The organism is Streptomyces sp. NBC_00237, from assembly GCF_026342435.1.
Lineage (GTDB): Bacteria > Actinomycetota > Actinomycetes > Streptomycetales > Streptomycetaceae > Streptomyces.
On sequence record NZ_JAPEMT010000008.1, the window covers coordinates 14800 to 32352 of the forward strand.

The window sequence follows — 17553 nt, forward strand, 5'->3', positions numbered from 1 at the left end:
GAAGTGGACGGCCGCCCCCACTGATGAGAGGCACCGGGCATGGAGTCCGGTCAGTTCTGCTGCGCCTGGTCGTCCGTCGCGTCGTCGTCCTCGGCCACGGCCAGGTGCCCGAGGCCCATCTGCCGAACCCCCGCGTTGTAGACGCCCCGGGCGCTGCTGCGCTTGCTCGGGTCGTCGTAGAGGAGCATCGCGATGTCGCCCCAGCTCTTGCCCTCGTGGTCCCTGAGCTGGACGACCATGGCGCGCATGCGGCGCTCCAGTTCCCGCTGGATGGACGCGGTGGCCTGGGTGATCTGCCCCAGGTCCCCCGTCGTCTCCAGGGCCTCGATCGTGCTGGCACCGAGCGCGGTCAGCGCCGACTCCAGCCGTCCGTCCTTGGTCGCCCTGTCCAGGTATCCGCGCGGATCGTCGTTGTGCGGGTCCCACGTCAGCGTCAGTTCGCCGACCGTGGGCCCCGGCGTGATCTGAATGGCCATGCCCGGTCCCTTCTCAACTGCTGTGCGTTTTCCGCACACCCACAAAGTAGCGCCGTGCGTTTTACGCACACAAGGGGGTCGTTCATGATTCTTTTGCCAACTTCCTTTACCTAACCGGCAGTTGGCAGGTCCTACGTTCTGATTGCTGGCCGACTTTCCTGCGCCGACCAGCGCCTTGAGGCCAGCACGGCACGTGGAACGGGGTGCCGGGCGCAGCGATTCCAGACCCCGGTCCCCAGCGGCGCCAGACTCAGATGCCACCCTGTACGTCGCCCGGCGGTGCCCATCTCCTGAAGCCGATGCTGCCGCCGGGCGCACAGCACGCCGAAGAACAAGGACTACGACAGCAGGGGCCGCCGGAAGTGATCCGGCGGCCCCTGCTGTGTACGCCCCGGGTCATCCGGCGGCTTCGAGCTGATCCAGTGCGAGATACAGCGTCCGCACCAGCCGGGCGCAGCTCTGCGCGTGGGCCAAGGTGTGGTGCACCAGCTCGGGGAGCCGCCGGTCGGCCTCCCGCAGCGATGCCTCGACAAGGGGGCGCAGGGGGCTTCCCGATGGCAGTGCGTCGCAGCGGCGGCGCACCAGGGTGACCTGTTCCCGGGCGTGGTCGCGCAGCTGCGGGACGACCGTCGCCCAGTGGCCGGCCTCAAGGGCGGTGGTCTTCGGCACGGCGAGCACCGCGGCCGCCAGGGCGAGGTGCGGGGCGCGGTCGAGCGGCAGGTTCTGCGCGTCCTGGTCGTTGGCGAGGACCACGTAGTGCGGGTCGAGGCAGGCGGTGTCCAGGTCGTAGGCCGGGGCGTGGTCGACGTCCTGATCCGCCCCCGCCTCCCAGGTGCTGTCGTTGTCGAGTTTCAGGATGCCGTCGACACCGTGCCGTGCCATCAGGTCCGCGAGCCGGGCGCGGGCTTCACTGCTCATGCGCCCAACCTCCCCGCAGCTGCGGGCCCTGACTCTCCTGTCGGCCGTGCCGGTTGCGCCCGTTCCGCCGCTCGTACGGGCAGCAGCGCCCACACGCTCTTGCGGTCCGTGCCGAGCGGAGTCCATCCCCAGTCGGTGCTCAGGGCATGGACCAGTTGCAGGCCGCGTCCGCTCTCCGCGTCTCCAATGCCGCGTACGAGCGCGGGCGGGCAGCTGCTGTCGTCGCGGACCTCCACCAGGAGGAGCCCGCTCCCATGGGTGAGGACCAGTTCGGCCATCGCGCCGACGGTGTGCTGCACGGCGTTGGTCATCAGCTCGGACACCACGAGCAGGGCGGTGTCGATGGCCCGGGGAATCCGCCATGCGGCCAGCGTCCGCGCCGCTGCCTCGCGGGCCCTAGGCACGCCTTCGGGAGAGGCAGGAAACGTCATTGCCGCCTGCCCGCAGGCCGCTACCCCAGGGCGTTCCCGGGCCTGTGCCGCGCTCTTGGGGCTGCCCGCTCCGCACCCCCCGACCGCGACCGTGTCCAAGGGCGGCTCCTCGATGCCGGTGGCCGGCCCGTCGCCGCCGCAGGCTTCCCGCAGAGCCGCGTGCAGGACCGTGGCGTCGGTGTGCACGCGGCCGGGGCGCGGGGAGTGCAGCCAGTACGGGCCGGGCTGTGCTTCCTTCCCCGCTTCCGGCAGCACCAGGGAGTGGGGCGTGTCCAGGACGGTGGTGTGCGGCAGGTCCCAGCCGGTGGCGGCGCCGGGCGGTACGAGGAAGTACAGGTGCCGCTGGGCGGGGTCGACGGCGACGCCGCCTTCCCTCCCGCCCAGGTGGCTCAGAGCCCGTAAGCCGAGGTACCGCGGGACCCGTACGGCATCCGAGAGAGGGCCGGCGGGCCCGGGACACGGCGAAGTGCCGGACAGAGAAGGGGAGTTGCTGGTCATAGGAGTTTCCCGCTCGTGGGCGTCGTGGGTGCCTGGGACGCTACGCGGCAGGCCCGTTCCCAACCCGAGCTGAGAGTCCGGGTTGCCTCCCGGTACGGGTGCTACAGCAGGCTGAGCCGTTCCGCGAGCGCGGTCGCCTTGCGCCGGTAGGTGGGCCGGGACCGCTCGACAAGGGAGAGGACGAGCTCGCGGGCCAGCGGGGAACGCTCCAGGTCCTCGGGGGCGAGCTCTTCGAGCTCCAGGAGGTGGACCAGGACGGCGGCGTCCTCGCGGCGCAGGTCGTAGCAGCGGGCCACCTCGAGGATGAACGTGAACTGCCGCTCCCTGGAGGGAAGCTGGGCGGTGTCGACCTGGTCGGCCAGGCGCAGCGCCTCGGTGGCGTCCCCGGCGAGCATCTCCACCGACACCGCGTGCAGCTCCAGGTTGGTGGGCCCGAACACGGTCCACTGCACGTTGCCCTCCCCCACCTGTTCAGCCAGCGGACGCACCCGCCGGTCGAGGTGCTCGCGGGCTGCCCAGGCCCGCCGGGTACGGGCCTGGGCGACCACCGCGACCAGCTCCAGGGCCCCTTGGACGGCGAGAGCCTCCGGGGTGCTGAGGGCGCGGTGCAGGTCTTCGGCAGCGGACCGGGCGACGTCTGCGGCAGCGTGCTCGTCACCGGCCGTGGAGAGCAGGATGTGTCCCAGGTTCCACTGGGCGGTGGCGATCCGCAGCGGATCGTCGGCGTCTTCTGCGGCGCGCAGGGCCCGGTCGGCGACCATCAGGGACAGTTCGAGCCGCCCTGCCCGCCGGCAGTAGGAGCGCAGCAGCCCGTACAGGTCCGCCGCGGTGCGCAGGATCTCCCGGCGGGCGGCCGGATCAGTGCTGCGGCGGTGGGCGCGGACGGCTTCCTCGACATCGCCGATGAGCGCGGGCAGGACGGCCTCGGTCGCGGTGAACCGCGCGGCTGAGGTCTGCCACGTGCGCCAGAGGTCATCCACCCGGGTCCGGAGCCCGACGTGCGGCGCCGCACCGCAGGGGGTGTTGGGGTACTGGCCGAGCAGGGCCCGTACGACGTGGTCGGCGGCGGTGTCCGGCGCCTGCGGTTGCGGGAGGGCCGACTCGTCCAGCAGGACGGCGACGGAGACCTCCAGTTCGGCGGCCAGCCGCAGCAGCACGTCGTACGAGGGCTTCTTGAGCCCGCGTTCGATCTGCGAGAGGTAGTCCTCGGTGATCCCGCACAGACCGGCCACGACCGCCTGGGTGCGGCCACGGCGCTCGCGGTGATGCCGGACGCGCGGGCCGAGGGGCAGTGCGGGCAGGTCCATCCCGTCCTCCTGGAAGAGGGGGTTCCAGCGTAGTTCCGGCGACCGTCGGGCAGGCGGTATTACTCCAACGTGTGACACGGTGAGGCCCGTTGAGGGTGGCCGAAGGGGAGGCAGAGATCGTGCAGGTGGTGTTGTGGGACATCGACCACACCCTGATCGCCACGCACGGTGTCGGCGGTGAGATCTTCGGCGAGTGCTTCCAGCAGGTCACCGGACACCGCATGCGCGAGCAGGCGACTGTCGACGGGATGACCGAGCCGGTCATCTTCCGTGAGACCGCCGCTCTGCACGGGCTCGACAGCACCCGTGCGATGTTCGAGGAATTCGCTGCCTGCTCTGCCGAACGGCACCGGGTGCGCGCCGATGAACTGCGCGTCCGGGGTTGCGCGCTGCCCGGCGCGGCGGACACGCTCGCGGCGGTCGCCGAGGTGCCCGGGGTCGTGCAGACCGTCGTCACGGGCAACATCCGGCCGGTCGCCGAAATCAAGCTGGGCACCTTCGGGCTCGATACCCACATCCGGTTCGAGCTGGGCGGATACGGCGAGGACGACGACGACCGGGCCGCCCTCGTACGCACCGCGATGGCCCGCACTAGCCAGGCCCTGCACATCACGGTCGCCCCCGAGGACGTCCTGCTGATCGGGGACACACCCGCCGACGTTGCGGCCGGCCTGGCCAACCACGTCCACGTTCTGGCCGTCGCCTCGGGCCGTACGAGCGCCGCCGACCTCGCCCGAGCCGGGGCGCATGCGGTGATCGAGGACCTCACCGACCCGCTGCTGCTGGACCTCCTCACCCGCAGGACGAACTGACGGCCCGGCCCGCTAGAACCGGGCTGACGGGCCTGACCGCCTGGTGGTGCTGGTGGGCTGTCAGCTGACGGTGATCCGCAGGCCGTACGGCGCGCCCGAGCTGATGGCGGCGGCCTGTTCCTGGAGGTCGGCCTCGGTGAATTCGAGCAGGACGCGGTCTGCGGCACGGCGCAGCAGGGGGACCACGGTCGCCGCCGGGCGTCCCTGGTGGGTGGCGGCGAGCTTGGTGAACTCGTCCTCGTAGCCCGTGTAGAGGTTGGGCTTCTGGGTCATGGCAGCGGCTCCTGGTGCTGTTCCGGTCGGGTGTCTCGGGCGGGGCCTGTGGCAGCCCCAGACCTGGGGGCACTGTGCTGGCGGCGCGCGGCCGCGCGTGCGCGCGGGGAGCGGCTCCGGTCCACCACGGCGAGTGAGGCGGGCACCAGTGCTGTGCTGCCGAAGCGGGCCCGGAGCCGGTCGGCGGCCTCCTCAACGGCGCGGGCCTGGTCGTCGACGGGGTCGAAGGTGAGCTGGTAGGCAGCATCTTCGGCGGGTGCGAGTCCTTCCGCGCGGAGCGTGAACGTGCGCACGCGGGCCCGCTGGAGCCCGAGCTGGGCGTGTATGTCGTAGACGGCCGCGGCCAGGGCCCGGCTGTGCTGGGTGGGCTCCGCCAGAGTGCGGGTGCGGGTGGTGGTGGAGCGGTCGGCGTACCGGACGGTCACCGAGAGCGCGCCGGCGACCTGCCGGGTGGTGCGCAGGCGCAGCCCAACGTCCTCCGCGAGGGCCAGCAGCGCCCGCCGCTGGGCGTCCGGGAGGAGTTCGTCGCGGGGGAAGTCGTGCCGGGCGCTGAGGGATTTACTCAACTCGCCGGGTTCCACCGGGCGGGGGTCGATGCCTCGGGCCCGTTCGTGCAGGAGCTTTCCGGTCGCGGTGCCCAGGATGCGCTGGAGGGTGAGCAGCGGGGTGTCGGCGAGGGCGCCGATGGTATGCAGTCCGTACCGGGTGAGGGTGCGGGCAGTGGAGGGTCCGACCCCGGGAAGGGCGGCGGCCGGGCGGGGCCGAAGGAATGCCTCGACCTGGTCGGGCGGGATCAGGGTGGCGCGGCCGGGTGCGGTGAGGTCGGCGGCCATTGCGGCGATCAGGCGGGTGGGGCCGCCGCCCACGCTGGTGGCGGTGCCGTGGAGCCCGGCTACCTGCATCTGAATCATCGAGGCGAGCGCAGGGGCGTCCTTGTCGAAAAGGCGCAGCGCCCCGGTGATGTCGAGCTCCGCGCTGTAGTCCTGCGGCAGCGGCTGAACCCGGGGAGTGAACGTCTGCAGGAGGTCCAGGAGGTCCTCGTACTGCTCCTCGCTCCCGGCCCCGGGCGGGAGGTGGAAGTGGATACGGAGGATGGAGCGGTTCTGCACGGGAGCTCCCTCCTGACCGACGGCGTCCTACCTCGACACCCGTTCGAATACTTGTTCGAAGAATAGCCGGTGGGATTCCCGAGCGCGAAAGGATCAGCAAGCCAGCGAGCTGCTGGCGACCGTCAGCCCCCGGACGCAACCGTACGAAGCGGCAACCCCTTGGGCATCGCCGGTGGACCGGGGAGCCGCAAACAGCGTGCCGTCCGCGATGCTTTTAGTCGGTGACGTAGACAGTCACGTACAGGTCACCGGATGGCCCGCCGTGGACGCCTGTGCAGCCGAAGCCCCGGAGGCGGACTTTCTGCCCGTCCTTGATGCCAGCGGGAAATCGCACTCTGTAGGTGCGCCGGGACCGGAGCACTTGCCCCTCTCCCCGGCAGACGTCACAGTCCTCCGCCGGGTCGTCATCCTCCTCGGATCTGCACACCGGGCACGGCTGGTAGGCGGACATCCGCAGGGGAATCAGCTCTCTTTTGGACGCTTCCTGCCTGCTGATCCACACCTCGGAGGCCAGGTCGATGCCCTTGGCGGGGGTCAGGTCATCGTCCAGGTACTGGCCGATCTCCCCGAGGAGGTCGCAGACCTCCCCCGCGCTGTCCGGCCGGTGACGCGGGTCCTTGGCCAGGAGCTGACCGACCAGCTGTTCCAGTTCCGTCGGTACCTCGGGGCGCAGGGCGCGCAGTGGTGTGGGCTGCTCATGGATGTGCTGGTTGATCAGCTGCCAGGAGGTGCCGGTGAAGGGCCGCTGCCCGGTGACGAGCTCGTAGAGCACGCAGCCCAGGGAGTACAGGTCGGAGCGGTAGTCGACGGTGCCGGAGAGGGCTTCGGGGGCCATGTAGGCGGGAGTGCCGATCAGGACGCCGGTGGTGGTGATGTCGTGGCTAGGGTCGCTGCCCTTGGAGATCCCGAAGTCGACGACCGTCGCGTGGCCGTCCTCGCGGACGATGATGTTCGAGGGTTTGATGTCCCGGTGGGTGAGGCCCGCTTCGTGCGCGGCTTCCAGGGCGTCCGCGACGCAGGCCGCCATGTAGAGGGCCGTCGGCAGGGGTGGGAGTTCCTTCCTGAGGGCGGCGCTGAGCGAGAGGCCGGGGAGCAGCTGCATCACGAGGTAGGCGTACAGCTGCCCGTCGTGGACGGCGGAGCCGAAGTCGTGGACGGTGACGATGTGCGGGTGGGCGAGCCCGCCGGCGACCGCGGCCTCGCGGGCGAAGCGGGCCACCTGCCGGTCGTGGTCCGTATTGCCGTCGCCGGTGAGGACCTTCACGGCAACGAGCCGGTCGACCTTCGGATCGTGCGCCTGCCAGACCTGCCCGAAGCCGCCCGCGCCGATCGGCTCGATCAGCCGGTAGCGGCCGTCCAGCACGGTCCCTGCCCGCACGGCTCCCCCTCATGGGCACGCACCGCAGTGATCGGTGCACTCGACGTGTACCCATCACGCTACGCCGACAGAACCCCCTGCAACAGGGGAAACCTGACCGGCAGTCACATGAGGGTCACGCCGTGGTGCGCAGCGGGGCCTGCTGCGGCAGCGACGTCGTGGTGCCGTTCTGCCGGGCTGCCCGTTCGGCTCGGGCCCGGCGCAGGGCTGCCGCTTCGACGGCAGCGGCCTGGCGGCTCCGCTGGAGACGCGCCTCTGCGATCGGAGCCGGTGCGTCTGCCTGTGCGGCGAAGGCGCGGGCGCTGAGCTCGCGCATCGCCTTCGTCTGCCGCTCCACGGCCGCCGCGACCTCCGGATCAACCCGCCGACCGGAGCGGCTGCCCTGAACGACGGCCAGCGCCTCCTGGTACCCGGCGCACCCCATCTCCCGCGTCTTGACCTCACCGCTGGGCTCCGGGGCGGCCTGGCGGCGGCCCGGAGCAGGCGGGGGCGGGGCGTGGGGGGCCAGGACGACGATGCTGCGCACGGCCGACGTGCCGGTGACCTGGCGGGCTGCGGCGAGGATGCGGTTGGTGAGGTAGCGCAGCTGGGTGCGGTAGGCCATGGTCTCCGGCCAGAGGGTCAGGGCCCCGGTGGTGGGGTCGTACCCGCTGGCCTTCACACGGTCAGCGAGGGTGGGCGCGACCAGGGCCGCAATGTCGGGCCACTGGTCGAGGACGCTCGCGCCCAGGGTGGCCAGCTCCCAGACCCGGTCGGCGATCAGCTCCTTCGTGACGGCACCGAACGCGGCCGGCTCCCTACGGTCTCCCCGGACAGACCGGGCCGGACGGGATCGGGGTGTGCGGGATTCGCTGGGGTTGTTGCCCCGCGCACGGGCGGCGGCGCGGGCGGACTGGAGGGCGAGACGGGCCAGGTCGGCGCCGGACACGGTCTCGGGTGCGGTCGGGGTGGTGGGTGTGGTCGTCATGGCGGGCCTCCTACCGGCTGCCGAGCGTGGTCAGGGTGCTGGTGGCGAGGGCCGCCAGCTGCGTGGCCTGGTGGACCAGGTCCGCGCCGTAGAGCTCCTCCGTCAGGTCACGCCCCAGGGCATGGAGCGCGTTGACGACCGTGGACGGGTCGCCCGCGCGGAGTTCCTGCTGCACGAGCGCCCGGCCCGCCGCCTTCTCCGCGTCCAGGTCCTGCGGGACGCTGTCCGCGAAGGCTCCGGGAACAGCCCCACCTGGCACCGACGGCCGGAAGGCAACCTGGAAGGCATCGGCGACGCGCTGACGCACGCTGGCGTCGGCGGGGACCCGCCAGTCGCCGTCGAACTGCTCCCGCTGGCGGCGGACGTGCTGGATGCGGTGGCGGCGCATGGCCACCTGAGTGCCGCGCCAGTGCTCCACCAGGGCCGCACGCTTCGCCGGGGTGTCGATGCTGGTGTGTGCACCGGCCAGGAGGGTTGCGAGCAGCCCCGAGCCACGCCGTACGTGGCCACTGCCGATGCCGCCGCGAAAATCAATCCAGGCCCGGATCTCGGTGACCGACCACCCGGCATCGGCGACGTGCTGGCTGACCCAGGCGATACGACGGACGTGGCAGCCGCGCAGCCAGTCGAGCTCAGCGATCAGCTGACCTGCGAGGTGCAGGCGGTTGCCGAACCGGTTGCGCTTCTTGGGCCCACCGGCCCGCCGCTTCTTCCTCCTCTGGGTGGGGGAATCGCTCTCCCCGCTTGCGAGGTTTTTCTCAGAGGGAGAGAGAGTCTTACCCGCAGAAAGGCACTGCGGGTAAGACCCAGGAGAATGGGGCTCACGGCCCGACCGGCGCCGCCTACGTACGGGGCGCTTCCGCTTGGCCTCAGCCGCCGTCCGGGCAACCTCCACCGCACGCTCACGCCCCGCCTCGGTCACCCCGCACACCCGGGCCTCGTAACCCGCGCCGACCAGCCGGTGACCCATCGCGTCGTCGTACACCAGCGGGATCACCGCACCGTAGATCGTGGCCGTCGCCGTGTACGCCCGACCCGGCACCCTGAGGTTCCGCTTCGAGCCGTGGCGCACCCACACCAGGGCACCCAGCTCCCGCAGGATCTTGACGTGCCGCTTCACCGTCGCCCGCGACAGACCAAGCCGCCGCACCGTGCCGTCGAGGTCGTACAGCACCAGCCCCAGCGTGAAATCCATCCGGGCCGCCAGGTCCTCCGCCACGCGCACCGTCGACGGACCCGCCAGCGGGTGCAACCCTGCTCCCACCAGCCACACGACCGAACGCAGCCACGCCCGCGGCCCGGCACGACGCGACGCCGTCTGCTGCACTCCCTGCGCCTCACCTCGGACCAGCGCGAACGCGGGCGCTGCGAAGCCGTCGTCCGGAGCCGACCGGGGAGCAGGAACCTTCGCGGCGAGCGCCGCCGCAACGTTGAGTTCCACCTCGAAAACGTCACAGTTGTAGCTTCCTACCGGAAACCCTTCTTCCGGCACGAACTGCTCAAGAGCGAAGGAGTCGGGCGCAAATTCCGTCACGCGGGAAGCCCGCTGGAACTGAACCGGGGTGAATCGGGCAGGGCCAAGCTGACAGGTGGACACCAGATCGGGCACTATGAAGAAACCAGCTTCCATATGCGTGGACCGACCAAGCCCTTCGGGGCTGGCCTATCCGTTCGTGTGGATGTGTGGGAGCCCTCTCCGTGCGGAGCGGGCGGACATCGAATGGCAGGGGGGAGATTTCTCCGTTCCTTTTGTCTGTTTGGTGGTGGATTGCCAATCCCCCGTGGTGGGGGCACCGGCGATCCGACGCGCAGCTGGTGCTGCTGCGGCTGTGGTGGCCGTGGTGAGTGGCCGGGTGTTGCGATTGCTGAATAACTGGCTCGATGAGCCGAAGCTCAGAACCGGCGGTAACCGGGACTGAGCGGCCGACCTGGGTGGTTAATCCGGTCGGAACGAAGGGCCGCGCGAGGCCAGAGCGGGTGGTTAATCCGCTTGATGGCGCGCGCGGCCGGTGGCGGCTACGTCACCCCGACCCCCTCGATAACGCAGGTGGAGTCGGCATGCCTGGAAGCGGCCGGGACCATGAAGTCACCCCTCATTGGTCGCCTCTTCAACGGCGGCATCCGGGTGCTTCGCGGCCAGCTTCCGAAGGAGATGTGCGTACGCGCGACGGTTCCCTCGGTGAGGCTGGGTGGCGCCGGCCTCCCACCGTGCGACCGCGAGCCGCTTGACGCCGATGGCCTCGGCGACTTCGGCCTGGGTGAGGCCGGCGGCGAGTCGGAGCTGCTGCCGGACCTGCGGTGCGGGGAGGGTGTCCTCCTCCACCAGGGCGTCAATTCGCCTCAGCGGATCAGGCATCGGTACCTCCACCCTAGAGAATGATTCCCCAAAAGATACACGCCACCAACGATCTTCGCCATCGAGAACGAGCATGTTGGTATACGAGATACCGACTGCCCCCATCGGACTCCCCTCCCTCCGTTGACGATTGCGTCGTTCCTGCTGTGAGAACGCGCAGGTGGAGCCGCTTAGTGCCCCTGAAGCGGAACAGATTTCGAGCGGCAGTTCCAGTGCCCGCTGACTTGTGGCCCCGCTCTTCCCGCCTGACGGGATGCGAGTTCGCGAACGGTCCCATCCCACGGGAAGGGAAGCGAACGCGGCGAGTCTGGCACGTGACCTGACGCGGTGTCTGGTGACATTCGGGGATGACATCTGGATGTCACCCCCGAATGTCACCCCCTTCGACCGCGCCCTGAGCGGCCCTCTGCAAGGCGCCACGACGACGCCGATCTCCACAGCCCGGCCATCAGACGATCCGATCACGCGCAGCTGATCCGTCATGCGAGGCCCCCCAGATGCACGTTGACCGCCTTCGCGGCCTCAGCCAGCTCGTGCAGTTCCACGACCACGACCCCGGCCGCCACCAGCTGTTCGTAACCGACGCAGTCGGCGACGAACAGGCTCGGCTCCCGCCAGGCGATGACGACGCGCGGGATGCCCGCCTCGAGGATTCGCTGGGCACACGGGGTACGGGAAGCGCTGCGCTGGGAGCAGGGCTCCAGCGTGCTATAGATCGTCGCCCCGGCCAGCCGGCGGTCATCCTGGGAGAGTTGGGCGAGCACGACTTCCTCCGCGTGTTCGCGAGGGTCGGTAGCACGGGAGTAGCCGGACGCGAGCTCGGTGCCGTCTTCACCGACGAGGATCGCGCCGACCGAGTAGGCGCCAGCAGCCGGAGGACACAGCGCGGCGAGGTCGATCGCGCGTCGCATCCATCGGAGGTCCTGGTCACGGGCGGGCGCATACATCAGACGCGCCCCTTCGGGGCGTAGCGGAGCAGCACGACGTCTCCGATCACGCGGGCCTCCAGCAGCCGCATCCGGGCGGTCGACCCACCCGGGTAGTCGGCGGTGCCCAGGAACTTCGGTGCGTCGGCCTGGCCTACCAGTAGCGGCGCGACGGCGAGGTGCATTTCGTCGGCGAGGTCAGCAGCCATGAGCTGGGTGTGGATCGTGCCCCCACCCTCAACCATCAGCCGACGGACGCCGCGGCGCCCGAGCTCCTCGAGGACCAGACCCCAGTCGAGCTCCGGCCCGACGCTCACGACGTCGGCGAGGTCCCCCAGCGTGGCGCGCACCTTCCCCACCGCGTCGTCCACGGTCACGACCAATTTCCCGCCGCCGTGGTGCCAGAACTTCAAGTCGGCGGACAGGTCGCCGGTGCGGGTCACCGTGACCTTGAGCGGGAACTCGGGCTTGCCGTCGGCAACACGCTGAGCCCGACGCTTGTCGGAGTTGACCAGCAGCCTCGGGTTGTCCTTCCGCATGGTCGTCGCGCCGATGAGGATGGCGTCGGACTCCGCACGGACCTGGTCAACGCGGTCGAAGTCGTCGGCATTGGAGAGCAGCAGCCGCTCCGGGCTGGTGTCGTCCAGGTATCCGTCGACCGACATGGCGGCGGACAGTACGACGTACGGGCGGGCAGTCATCTGCTCAGGTTTCCGTTTCTGTCTCGTGGGCGAGGGTGGAGTCGAAGGCGGCCCGGAACTCGGAGACCGGGGCCTCGCGCTGCCAGGGGATCAGGGCCGTGTCGAGCCGGATGAGCTCGTTGGTGATCCGGCCGGAGCCTGTGTCGGCCGCGACCGTCAACGCGTGCATGCCGACCGTCGCGGCATGCTCCGGATCGCGGGCACCGGCCAGGGCCACGGCCTGGCGCGCCATGTAGACGCCGCGGTCGCGGTGGTAGTCGCCGGGCATCAGCCGGATCGCGTCGGCGAAGGCATCGGCAGCCTGGCCGTGCTTGCCGAGGGCCTCCAGACCCTGCGCGCGGTGGACCTCTACGTACGAGGCGTTCAGCCACACGCCCCACGGAGTGGGATCAGAGCCGATGCCGTCCAGGGCGTTGCGCACGTAGTCGATGGCGCGCTCGCTGTTGTCGGCGTCGCCGCGCAGGGCGTGTCCGTATGCCTCGTAGGTGCGGGCCACGGCGGCGAGCCGGCTACGGGGCCGCGCCATCCGCTGGGCGGCTTCGGCCAGGTCGACCACCTCGACCAGGTCGGCTGTGTCACCGGCGAGTTGGGCCTTTCGGGCCATGATGTACGTGGTCAGGTCGGTGTCGCCGACCGTGTACGACCACTGCATCGCCCTGTCGAGCCAGTACGACGCGGCCTCCGGGTTTCCCAGGTCCTGGTGCAGCCAGGAAAGGAATTCCCCGTACTGCGTCTGGAGCTCCATCAGGTCGCGCCGGTCGGCGCCCTTCGCCTCCCGTCGCAGTTCCTTGATGACGTCGATGTAATCGCGCGTCGCCTTGAGGGCGTGGCGCGGCCCGAGCAGGTTGTCGCCGTCGATCAGCAGACGGCGGGTACGGCGCAGATGTTCCACCGGTGTCGATCCGTACGCAGACGCGGCCCGCGCCTTGCGAACCAGGCTCGACAAACTGTCCGAGTCCGCGGCCGCGGGCGAACCAACGCCGACCGCCGCAGCGGCTCCCAACCCCACCCCCGCGCGCAGAAGTGCGCGCCGTTCCAGAGCCACCCAAACCACCGACCCATCGCGTAGACGACACGGGACCGAGGTCCCTTCACCGTCCGACGCTGCCTGGTCTGCTGCGGCCAAGGCCAGATCGATCGAGGACTTGGCCACATGAACGGGCGTATTGGCCACATGGCCATGCTTGTCGCCGATCTGCTCCCAGAGACGGAGTAGCATCCCGCTGGCGTCCAGGGCACGGTCAAGGACCGCTGCCTGGGCATGGTCGGCCACGCGCTCTGCTCGTTCGAATCGCCCCAGGTGGGCGTGATCGATGCGGCTCCGCTTCGAGAGTTCGCGGAGGCTGAGGCCCCGTGAGTTTCGCAGCCCGCGCAGTTGGTAGCCCCAGTTGTGCAGGGGGGACACCCAGGGCGTCAGCTCCCTCGGCTTCTGCGCCATCCCGCCCCAATCCTGTGGCTGATGTGGCCAGTTCACCCGGCCACATGTCAGATCTGGAACTAGCAGCTCCCCGGGACTAGAACCGAGTCGACGGGTTCTGGAGTCCAGTGAGGGGGGTGAATCAGTGCTTGTTTTCGTTCGGAACAACGGCGAGCTGCGGCCCTGTCCTGCGGCTATAGCCGGACGGGCGCTGGAACAGAGCACCGCTGCTTCGGTCGGCCGCTTCGACGGTCCGAATGTGAGTGAAGCCTCGGTCGGTGTAGTACTTCTGCAGATCTTCGTTGGTGCGCCAGGCGTCCAAGCGGAGCAGCTGTTTGCCCTGGCTCGTAGCGTGCTGGCCCGCCCAGTCGAGCATGGCCGATCCGAGATCGAGGCCCGACACATCGCGGCGCACGACCATGCGATGCACGTAGAACGCAGGTTCGGCAGCCTCATCGGGAGTCCAGAAGTCCGAGTCGGCGTGCTCGTCGATGGTGATCGTCGCCACGGGTGCCCCATCAGCTTCGACGATCCAGCACTCACCGGCGGCGATGTTGGCCTTGATGCGATCTTCGCGCGGCGGGTACTGCCATTGATCGATACCTTGCTCGTTGAGCCAAGAAGCAGCGTGTTCCCACAGGTCAATGACCGTGCGCAGGTCTGCGGCGACGGCCTGACGGATTATCGGCGCGGGATCGAACTGGCGGCGGCTGCGCTCGTAGGTAATGACGTGTCGGTCGCCGGGCAGCACGTTGACCACAGCGCGAACCGGCCTGCCTTCCTCGGTGAACCCCGTGCACAGGTGGATTGCCACGGGCGTGCCGGGGCCGAGTTGCAGGCGGTCGGCTTCCTCGGGAGTCGGCATCCGTACCTGGATCTCGTCCAAGGCGCGGACCTGCTCATACCCGAGTTCCGACAGGACCACGTTCGCGCCGCGGGCGATGTCGTCCGGGCTCATGATCTCGCTGTTCTGGACCAGCGCGAGCGGGAAGTGCGAGTCGTTCGTGTTGTAGGGGACTCCGTCGACGAAGCGGACGCGGCGCCGGACGACAACCAGCTCCCCCTCGTTCAGCTGGAGACGCTCGCGAACTTGCCGAGACGGCACTTCCACCTGCACTTCGATGTGCTGGCCGGCCTCGCGCCCTTCCTCGGACATTTGCGTGAGGAACTGGTCCATCTCAGGGGACAGTGGGCGCTTTCGGAATTCGCCCTGCGGCCGATAGACCATCGGTCGCCGACTACGGACGAAGTATCCGCGGGGTCGGTCACTGATGATCAGCCCTTCGTTGACCAGCAGCTTCAGGCCCTGAACGGCGGTCGAACGGGTTGTGTCCCACTCGGCGGCGATCTCGGCTTCAGTCGGCAGTCGGTCGCCAGGAACCAGCGTCCCGTCGGTGATCTGGGCGCGGAGTTTGTCCGCGATGCGCTGGTAGAGGGCTCGGGCCCTGCCGCTGACTGCCATGGGAGATGTCTACATGCCGAAGAAAGACTAGTCAATCTAGGCGTACGGGCTTGACCGCTCGTTGCGCGGCGTGCATGCTTCATTGCGGCGGGCATTGAGTAGTCAATCTATACCGACTAGCTAACCCGTCGCTGCAAAACGGCACCACCGCAAGTCACGTAGGAAGCACTTCCCCTGAAGAGGGGGAGGGCCAGGGTCGATGCTCTTCCAAATCCCCTGGGCCGGTCACCTGGCCGGATGCTCTCTTCGTACGTCGCAGCGCTGATGCGCTGTCCGAGCAGTCAGGACAACGTCCCGTCGGATGCCTGGTGTTCGGAGAGCTCACCCGCGACGCAGCCCCCTTTCGCTCTCCTCTTGAAGGAGCCCTGCATGTCGATCACCGCGATGCCCGCACAGGACAAGGACCGTAAGGACCGCAAGCGCCGCCGTAAGCCCCGCACGAAGCAGGTCAGTGATCTACCGGCGATCGTCGCCTCGGAGCTCAAGGCCAACGAGATCAACCTGACGCCGGGCAAGGAACACGCCGTGTGCCCCAACTGCGGCTGCTGGACGCCGATCACCGGCGTCCTCGGCACGCCGAAGCTGACCCCGCACCACACCACCCCGTACCACCACCAGCAGGCCACCCCACGCCGCTGTAACGGCAGCAACCGACGCATCAACCTCGACATCGACGCCAGTTTCTGGCGCACGCAGCTTGCCGAGACCAACCCGACGGTCGCCGCCCGCCGTGCGACGAAGGTTCTGCCGAAACCGCGAACCGGCAGTCTGCCTGCGGCTACGCAGCTCAAGCCCGTCGCGCTCAGCGCGAGTGCGGCACACCAGATCCTGCTTGGCCACATCGACCGGTGCATGTCCTGCACGAAGCGCACCCCCAGCACGGCAGCGCGGATGTGCCGCGACGGCGCGCGCCTGGAGGAACTGTTCCAGCGCCTGCGCCGGCAGGAGCCCACCCGCCGGGCGCGCCGTGAGGTGCTGGAGCGCGAGCGCCGCCGGTTCGACCGCCAGTACACGACGGCAGCAGTTCGCAGCGAGCACTGGGAGTCGGCGCTTCCGCGGGCTGAGGCCGCCGATGCGCAGCGCGTACCGGAGTTCGTGGGCGAGCAGCCGCTGGAAGCGTGCGAGGCGCCGATGGATCCGGAGCCGGTGAATGTCCCGGACGGGCGCAAGGACGACATCAAGCGCCTGTTTCCCGATCGACCGTCGCCGGTCAGGCCGACGCCGGAATGCGTGCGGTGCGGGGCGACCAAGCCGACCCTCGCCAGCGCGGCCGGGGCCGGGTGGCGCCGCATCCGGAACCAGATGCACTGCGGACCCTGCGCCATCAAGTTCCCCGCGTGGGCACCCCCCTTCTCCTCCTGACCTTCACCCCGCTAGTTGCACCACCGCGGCCCCGGCCGACCCGGTACAGACCGGGCCGACCGGGGCCGCGGGCTGTCCGCACCACAACTCCCCACCACCGTGCACGGCCCCATCCCAGAGAGGCACCACGATGACCGTCTCCGCACTGAACCCCCTGCGCCCCGTACGAGCGGCGCTTGACGAGCAGATCGGCCCGCGCCGGCCGGGTGCGATCTACCAGACGCCGCTGGGGCAGTACGAGGTCCTGGTCCTCATCACCAACCCCGCCGAGGCGGCGCAGCTGCTGCGCCGGGACGCCGCCCAGTGGGCGCTCATCGTCCGCGACGTCCTGCGGCCGGACGGCCAGCCGTACGCGATCGGGGACGTGTGGACGACGTCGGACCACCTGATCCGCCCCGCCCCCAACCGGGCCGTGGCCTCGTTCGCTCCCGCCGCCTAGAACAGCCGCTCCAGTAACCAAAGCGGCGGCCTCGGGGATTGCACCCCCGGGGCCGCCTTGCAGGTCACCGCCTTGAGAGAGGAACAACCCACATGCAGTACAGGATGACAGGTGAACAGGCCCAGTCGCAGCGCCGGGACGCGCTCCAGCAAGTGGTCGACGCGGGCGCCCGGTGTCAGCAGCCGGGTGTTGCCGCCGTCGACTTCTTCCGCGGTGAGAACGAGAGCCGCAAGTCCTGGAACGAGCACCGGGAGGAGCTGGTGCGCTTCTGCCACGGCTGCCCGGTGATGGCCGCCTGCCGTGAGCTCGCCCTGCGCGAGGGCGACGGCTGGGACAGGGCGGACGGCATGGTCCGCGGCGGGCTTTCCGGCCAGGAGTTGTACAAGACGCGCATGCGCGAGGACGAGCGACTTCGCGCGGCTCGCCGTGAGGACCTGGACCCGCAGTGGAAGCGGCTCACCACCGTCGCCCGCACCTTGCAGGCCGCGGTCGCGGTGAACGTTGAGCAGTCCAGCCGCAACGCGGGAGCCCAGGCGCGGCAGAACCTGCTCATCCGTCAGCTCGCCGGTGAACTCCGCGAGGTCAAGGCGGCCCGCCGGGCCCGGACCGGTTGGGGGCAGGCGGCATGAGCAGCGAGGACGCGCAGGCCCGGGAGATGGACGAGATGCTGCGGCGGGCCCGTGAGGCCGACGCCCGGCGTGCGGCGTCGGGCAGTGTCCGG

The 17553-nt window shown here is 69.9% G+C and carries 18 protein-coding genes and 1 pseudogene; 4 read left to right on the forward strand and 15 right to left on the reverse strand.

Features of this window, described 5'->3' with window-relative positions:
* Window positions 1–50: 50 nt before the first annotated feature.
* The 4 genes from OG897_RS39965 to OG897_RS39980 form a co-directional block, all read right to left on the reverse strand.
* Window positions 51–476: a hypothetical protein gene (locus OG897_RS39965; RefSeq protein WP_266665276.1), complete on the reverse strand. Its 426-nt coding sequence runs from the start codon at window positions 474–476 to the stop codon at window positions 51–53.
* Between the two features lie 396 nt (window positions 477–872).
* Window positions 873–1394: a hypothetical protein gene (locus OG897_RS39970; RefSeq protein WP_266665278.1), complete on the reverse strand. Its 522-nt coding sequence runs from the start codon at window positions 1392–1394 to the stop codon at window positions 873–875.
* Entirely contained in the window at window positions 1391–2323 is a 933-nt protein-coding gene (locus OG897_RS39975; RefSeq protein ID WP_266665279.1) for an ATP-binding protein, read from the reverse strand. Before OG897_RS39975 ends, OG897_RS39970 begins: the two co-directional genes overlap by 4 nt.
* Before the next feature lie 101 nt (window positions 2324–2424).
* The gene (locus OG897_RS39980; protein WP_266665281.1) at window positions 2425–3630 is read right to left on the reverse strand and encodes a helix-turn-helix domain-containing protein; all 1206 of its coding nucleotides are present in this window, start codon (window positions 3628–3630) and stop codon (window positions 2425–2427) included.
* Window positions 3631–3749: 119 nt separating this feature from the next.
* Here OG897_RS39980 and OG897_RS39985 point away from each other — a divergent pair, with 119 nt between their 5' ends.
* Entirely contained in the window at window positions 3750–4442 is a 693-nt protein-coding gene (locus OG897_RS39985) for a haloacid dehalogenase-like hydrolase (protein WP_323188164.1), read from the forward strand.
* Window positions 4443–4502: 60 nt separating this feature from the next.
* Here the strand turns inward: OG897_RS39985 and OG897_RS39990 are convergent, their stop codons facing one another.
* From OG897_RS39990 to OG897_RS40030, 11 genes and pseudogenes are all read right to left on the reverse strand, one after another.
* Complete coding sequence (locus OG897_RS39990; protein WP_266665283.1) at window positions 4503–4715, reverse strand: hypothetical protein; 213 nt, start codon at window positions 4713–4715, stop codon at window positions 4503–4505.
* Entirely contained in the window at window positions 4712–5824 is a 1113-nt protein-coding gene (locus OG897_RS39995; RefSeq protein ID WP_266665285.1) for a hypothetical protein, read from the reverse strand. The genes OG897_RS39990 and OG897_RS39995 overlap by 4 nt, the downstream gene beginning before the upstream one ends.
* A 214-nt stretch (window positions 5825–6038) precedes the next feature.
* Window positions 6039–7202, reverse strand: coding sequence for a protein kinase (locus OG897_RS40000; RefSeq protein WP_266665287.1), 1164 nt, complete (start codon window positions 7200–7202; stop codon window positions 6039–6041).
* A 115-nt stretch (window positions 7203–7317) separates the two neighbouring features.
* The gene (locus OG897_RS40005) at window positions 7318–8169 is read right to left on the reverse strand and encodes a DciA family protein (protein ID WP_266665289.1); all 852 of its coding nucleotides are present in this window, start codon (window positions 8167–8169) and stop codon (window positions 7318–7320) included.
* Between the two features lie 10 nt (window positions 8170–8179).
* A complete protein-coding gene (locus OG897_RS40010) occupies window positions 8180–9610 on the reverse strand; it encodes a transcriptional regulator (RefSeq protein ID WP_266665291.1) in 1431 nt (476 codons plus the stop codon).
* A gap of 645 nt (window positions 9611–10255) precedes the next feature.
* Window positions 10256–10525, reverse strand: a complete 270-nt coding sequence (locus OG897_RS40015; RefSeq protein ID WP_266665293.1) for a helix-turn-helix domain-containing protein — start codon at window positions 10523–10525, stop codon at window positions 10256–10258.
* A 479-nt stretch (window positions 10526–11004) separates the two neighbouring features.
* Complete coding sequence (locus tag OG897_RS40945) at window positions 11005–11436, reverse strand: deaminase (protein ID WP_323188165.1); 432 nt, start codon at window positions 11434–11436, stop codon at window positions 11005–11007.
* Window positions 11437–11471: 35 nt separating this feature from the next.
* Window positions 11472–12152 carry a dihydrofolate reductase family protein gene (locus OG897_RS40950; protein WP_323188166.1) on the reverse strand — a complete coding sequence of 227 codons (681 nt, stop codon included), beginning with the start codon at window positions 12150–12152 and terminating at the stop codon, window positions 11472–11474.
* Window positions 12153–12156: 4 nt separating this feature from the next.
* A complete protein-coding gene (locus OG897_RS40025) occupies window positions 12157–13044 on the reverse strand; it encodes a DNA-binding protein (RefSeq protein ID WP_266665295.1) in 888 nt (295 codons plus the stop codon).
* Window positions 13045–13371: 327 nt separating this feature from the next.
* A pseudogene (locus tag OG897_RS40955) lies at window positions 13372–13590 on the reverse strand (multiprotein-bridging factor 1 family protein); the annotation flags it as partial.
* 121 nt (window positions 13591–13711) lie between these two features.
* Window positions 13712–15031 (reverse strand): GNAT family N-acetyltransferase, encoded by a 1320-nt coding sequence (locus tag OG897_RS40030; protein ID WP_266665297.1) that lies wholly within the window; start codon window positions 15029–15031, stop codon window positions 13712–13714.
* A gap of 369 nt (window positions 15032–15400) precedes the next feature.
* Here OG897_RS40030 and OG897_RS40035 point away from each other — a divergent pair, with 369 nt between their 5' ends.
* The 3 genes from OG897_RS40035 (at window position 15401) to OG897_RS40045 (ending at window position 17461) form a co-directional block, all read left to right on the forward strand.
* Window positions 15401–16393, forward strand: a complete 993-nt coding sequence (locus OG897_RS40035) for a hypothetical protein (protein ID WP_266665299.1) — start codon at window positions 15401–15403, stop codon at window positions 16391–16393.
* Between the two features lie 130 nt (window positions 16394–16523).
* Window positions 16524–16832 carry a hypothetical protein gene (locus tag OG897_RS40040; protein ID WP_266665301.1) on the forward strand — a complete coding sequence of 103 codons (309 nt, stop codon included), beginning with the start codon at window positions 16524–16526 and terminating at the stop codon, window positions 16830–16832.
* A gap of 92 nt (window positions 16833–16924) precedes the next feature.
* A complete protein-coding gene (locus OG897_RS40045; RefSeq protein ID WP_266665302.1) occupies window positions 16925–17461 on the forward strand; it encodes a WhiB family transcriptional regulator in 537 nt (178 codons plus the stop codon).
* Window positions 17462–17553 lie beyond the last annotated feature (92 nt).

Bases quoted from the DNA above. Each gene is read 5' to 3' on its own strand.
- OG897_RS39965 (WP_266665276.1), bottom strand. From the start codon at position 476: ATGGCCATTCAGATCACGCCGGGGCCCACGGTCGGCGAACTGACGCTG.
- OG897_RS39970 (WP_266665278.1), bottom strand. From the start codon at position 1,394: ATGAGCAGTGAAGCCCGCGCCCGGCTCGCGGACCTGATGGCACGGCAC.
- OG897_RS39975 (WP_266665279.1), bottom strand. From the start codon at position 2,323: ATGACCAGCAACTCCCCTTCTCTGTCCGGCACTTCGCCGTGTCCCGGG.
- OG897_RS39980 (WP_266665281.1), bottom strand. From the start codon at position 3,630: ATGGACCTGCCCGCACTGCCCCTCGGCCCGCGCGTCCGGCATCACCGC.
- OG897_RS39990 (WP_266665283.1), bottom strand. From the start codon at position 4,715: ATGACCCAGAAGCCCAACCTCTACACGGGCTACGAGGACGAGTTCACC.
- OG897_RS40005 (WP_266665289.1), bottom strand. From the start codon at position 8,169: ATGACGACCACACCCACCACCCCGACCGCACCCGAGACCGTGTCCGGC.
- OG897_RS40015 (WP_266665293.1), bottom strand. From the start codon at position 10,525: ATGCCTGATCCGCTGAGGCGAATTGACGCCCTGGTGGAGGAGGACACC.
- OG897_RS40945 (WP_323188165.1), bottom strand. From the start codon at position 11,436: ATGCGACGCGCGATCGACCTCGCCGCGCTGTGTCCTCCGGCTGCTGGC.
- OG897_RS40950 (WP_323188166.1), bottom strand. From the start codon at position 12,152: ATGACTGCCCGCCCGTACGTCGTACTGTCCGCCGCCATGTCGGTCGAC.
- OG897_RS40030 (WP_266665297.1), bottom strand. From the start codon at position 15,031: ATGGCAGTCAGCGGCAGGGCCCGAGCCCTCTACCAGCGCATCGCGGAC.
- OG897_RS40035 (WP_266665299.1), top strand. From the start codon at position 15,401: ATGTCGATCACCGCGATGCCCGCACAGGACAAGGACCGTAAGGACCGC.
- OG897_RS40040 (WP_266665301.1), top strand. From the start codon at position 16,524: ATGACCGTCTCCGCACTGAACCCCCTGCGCCCCGTACGAGCGGCGCTT.
- OG897_RS40045 (WP_266665302.1), top strand. From the start codon at position 16,925: ATGCAGTACAGGATGACAGGTGAACAGGCCCAGTCGCAGCGCCGGGAC.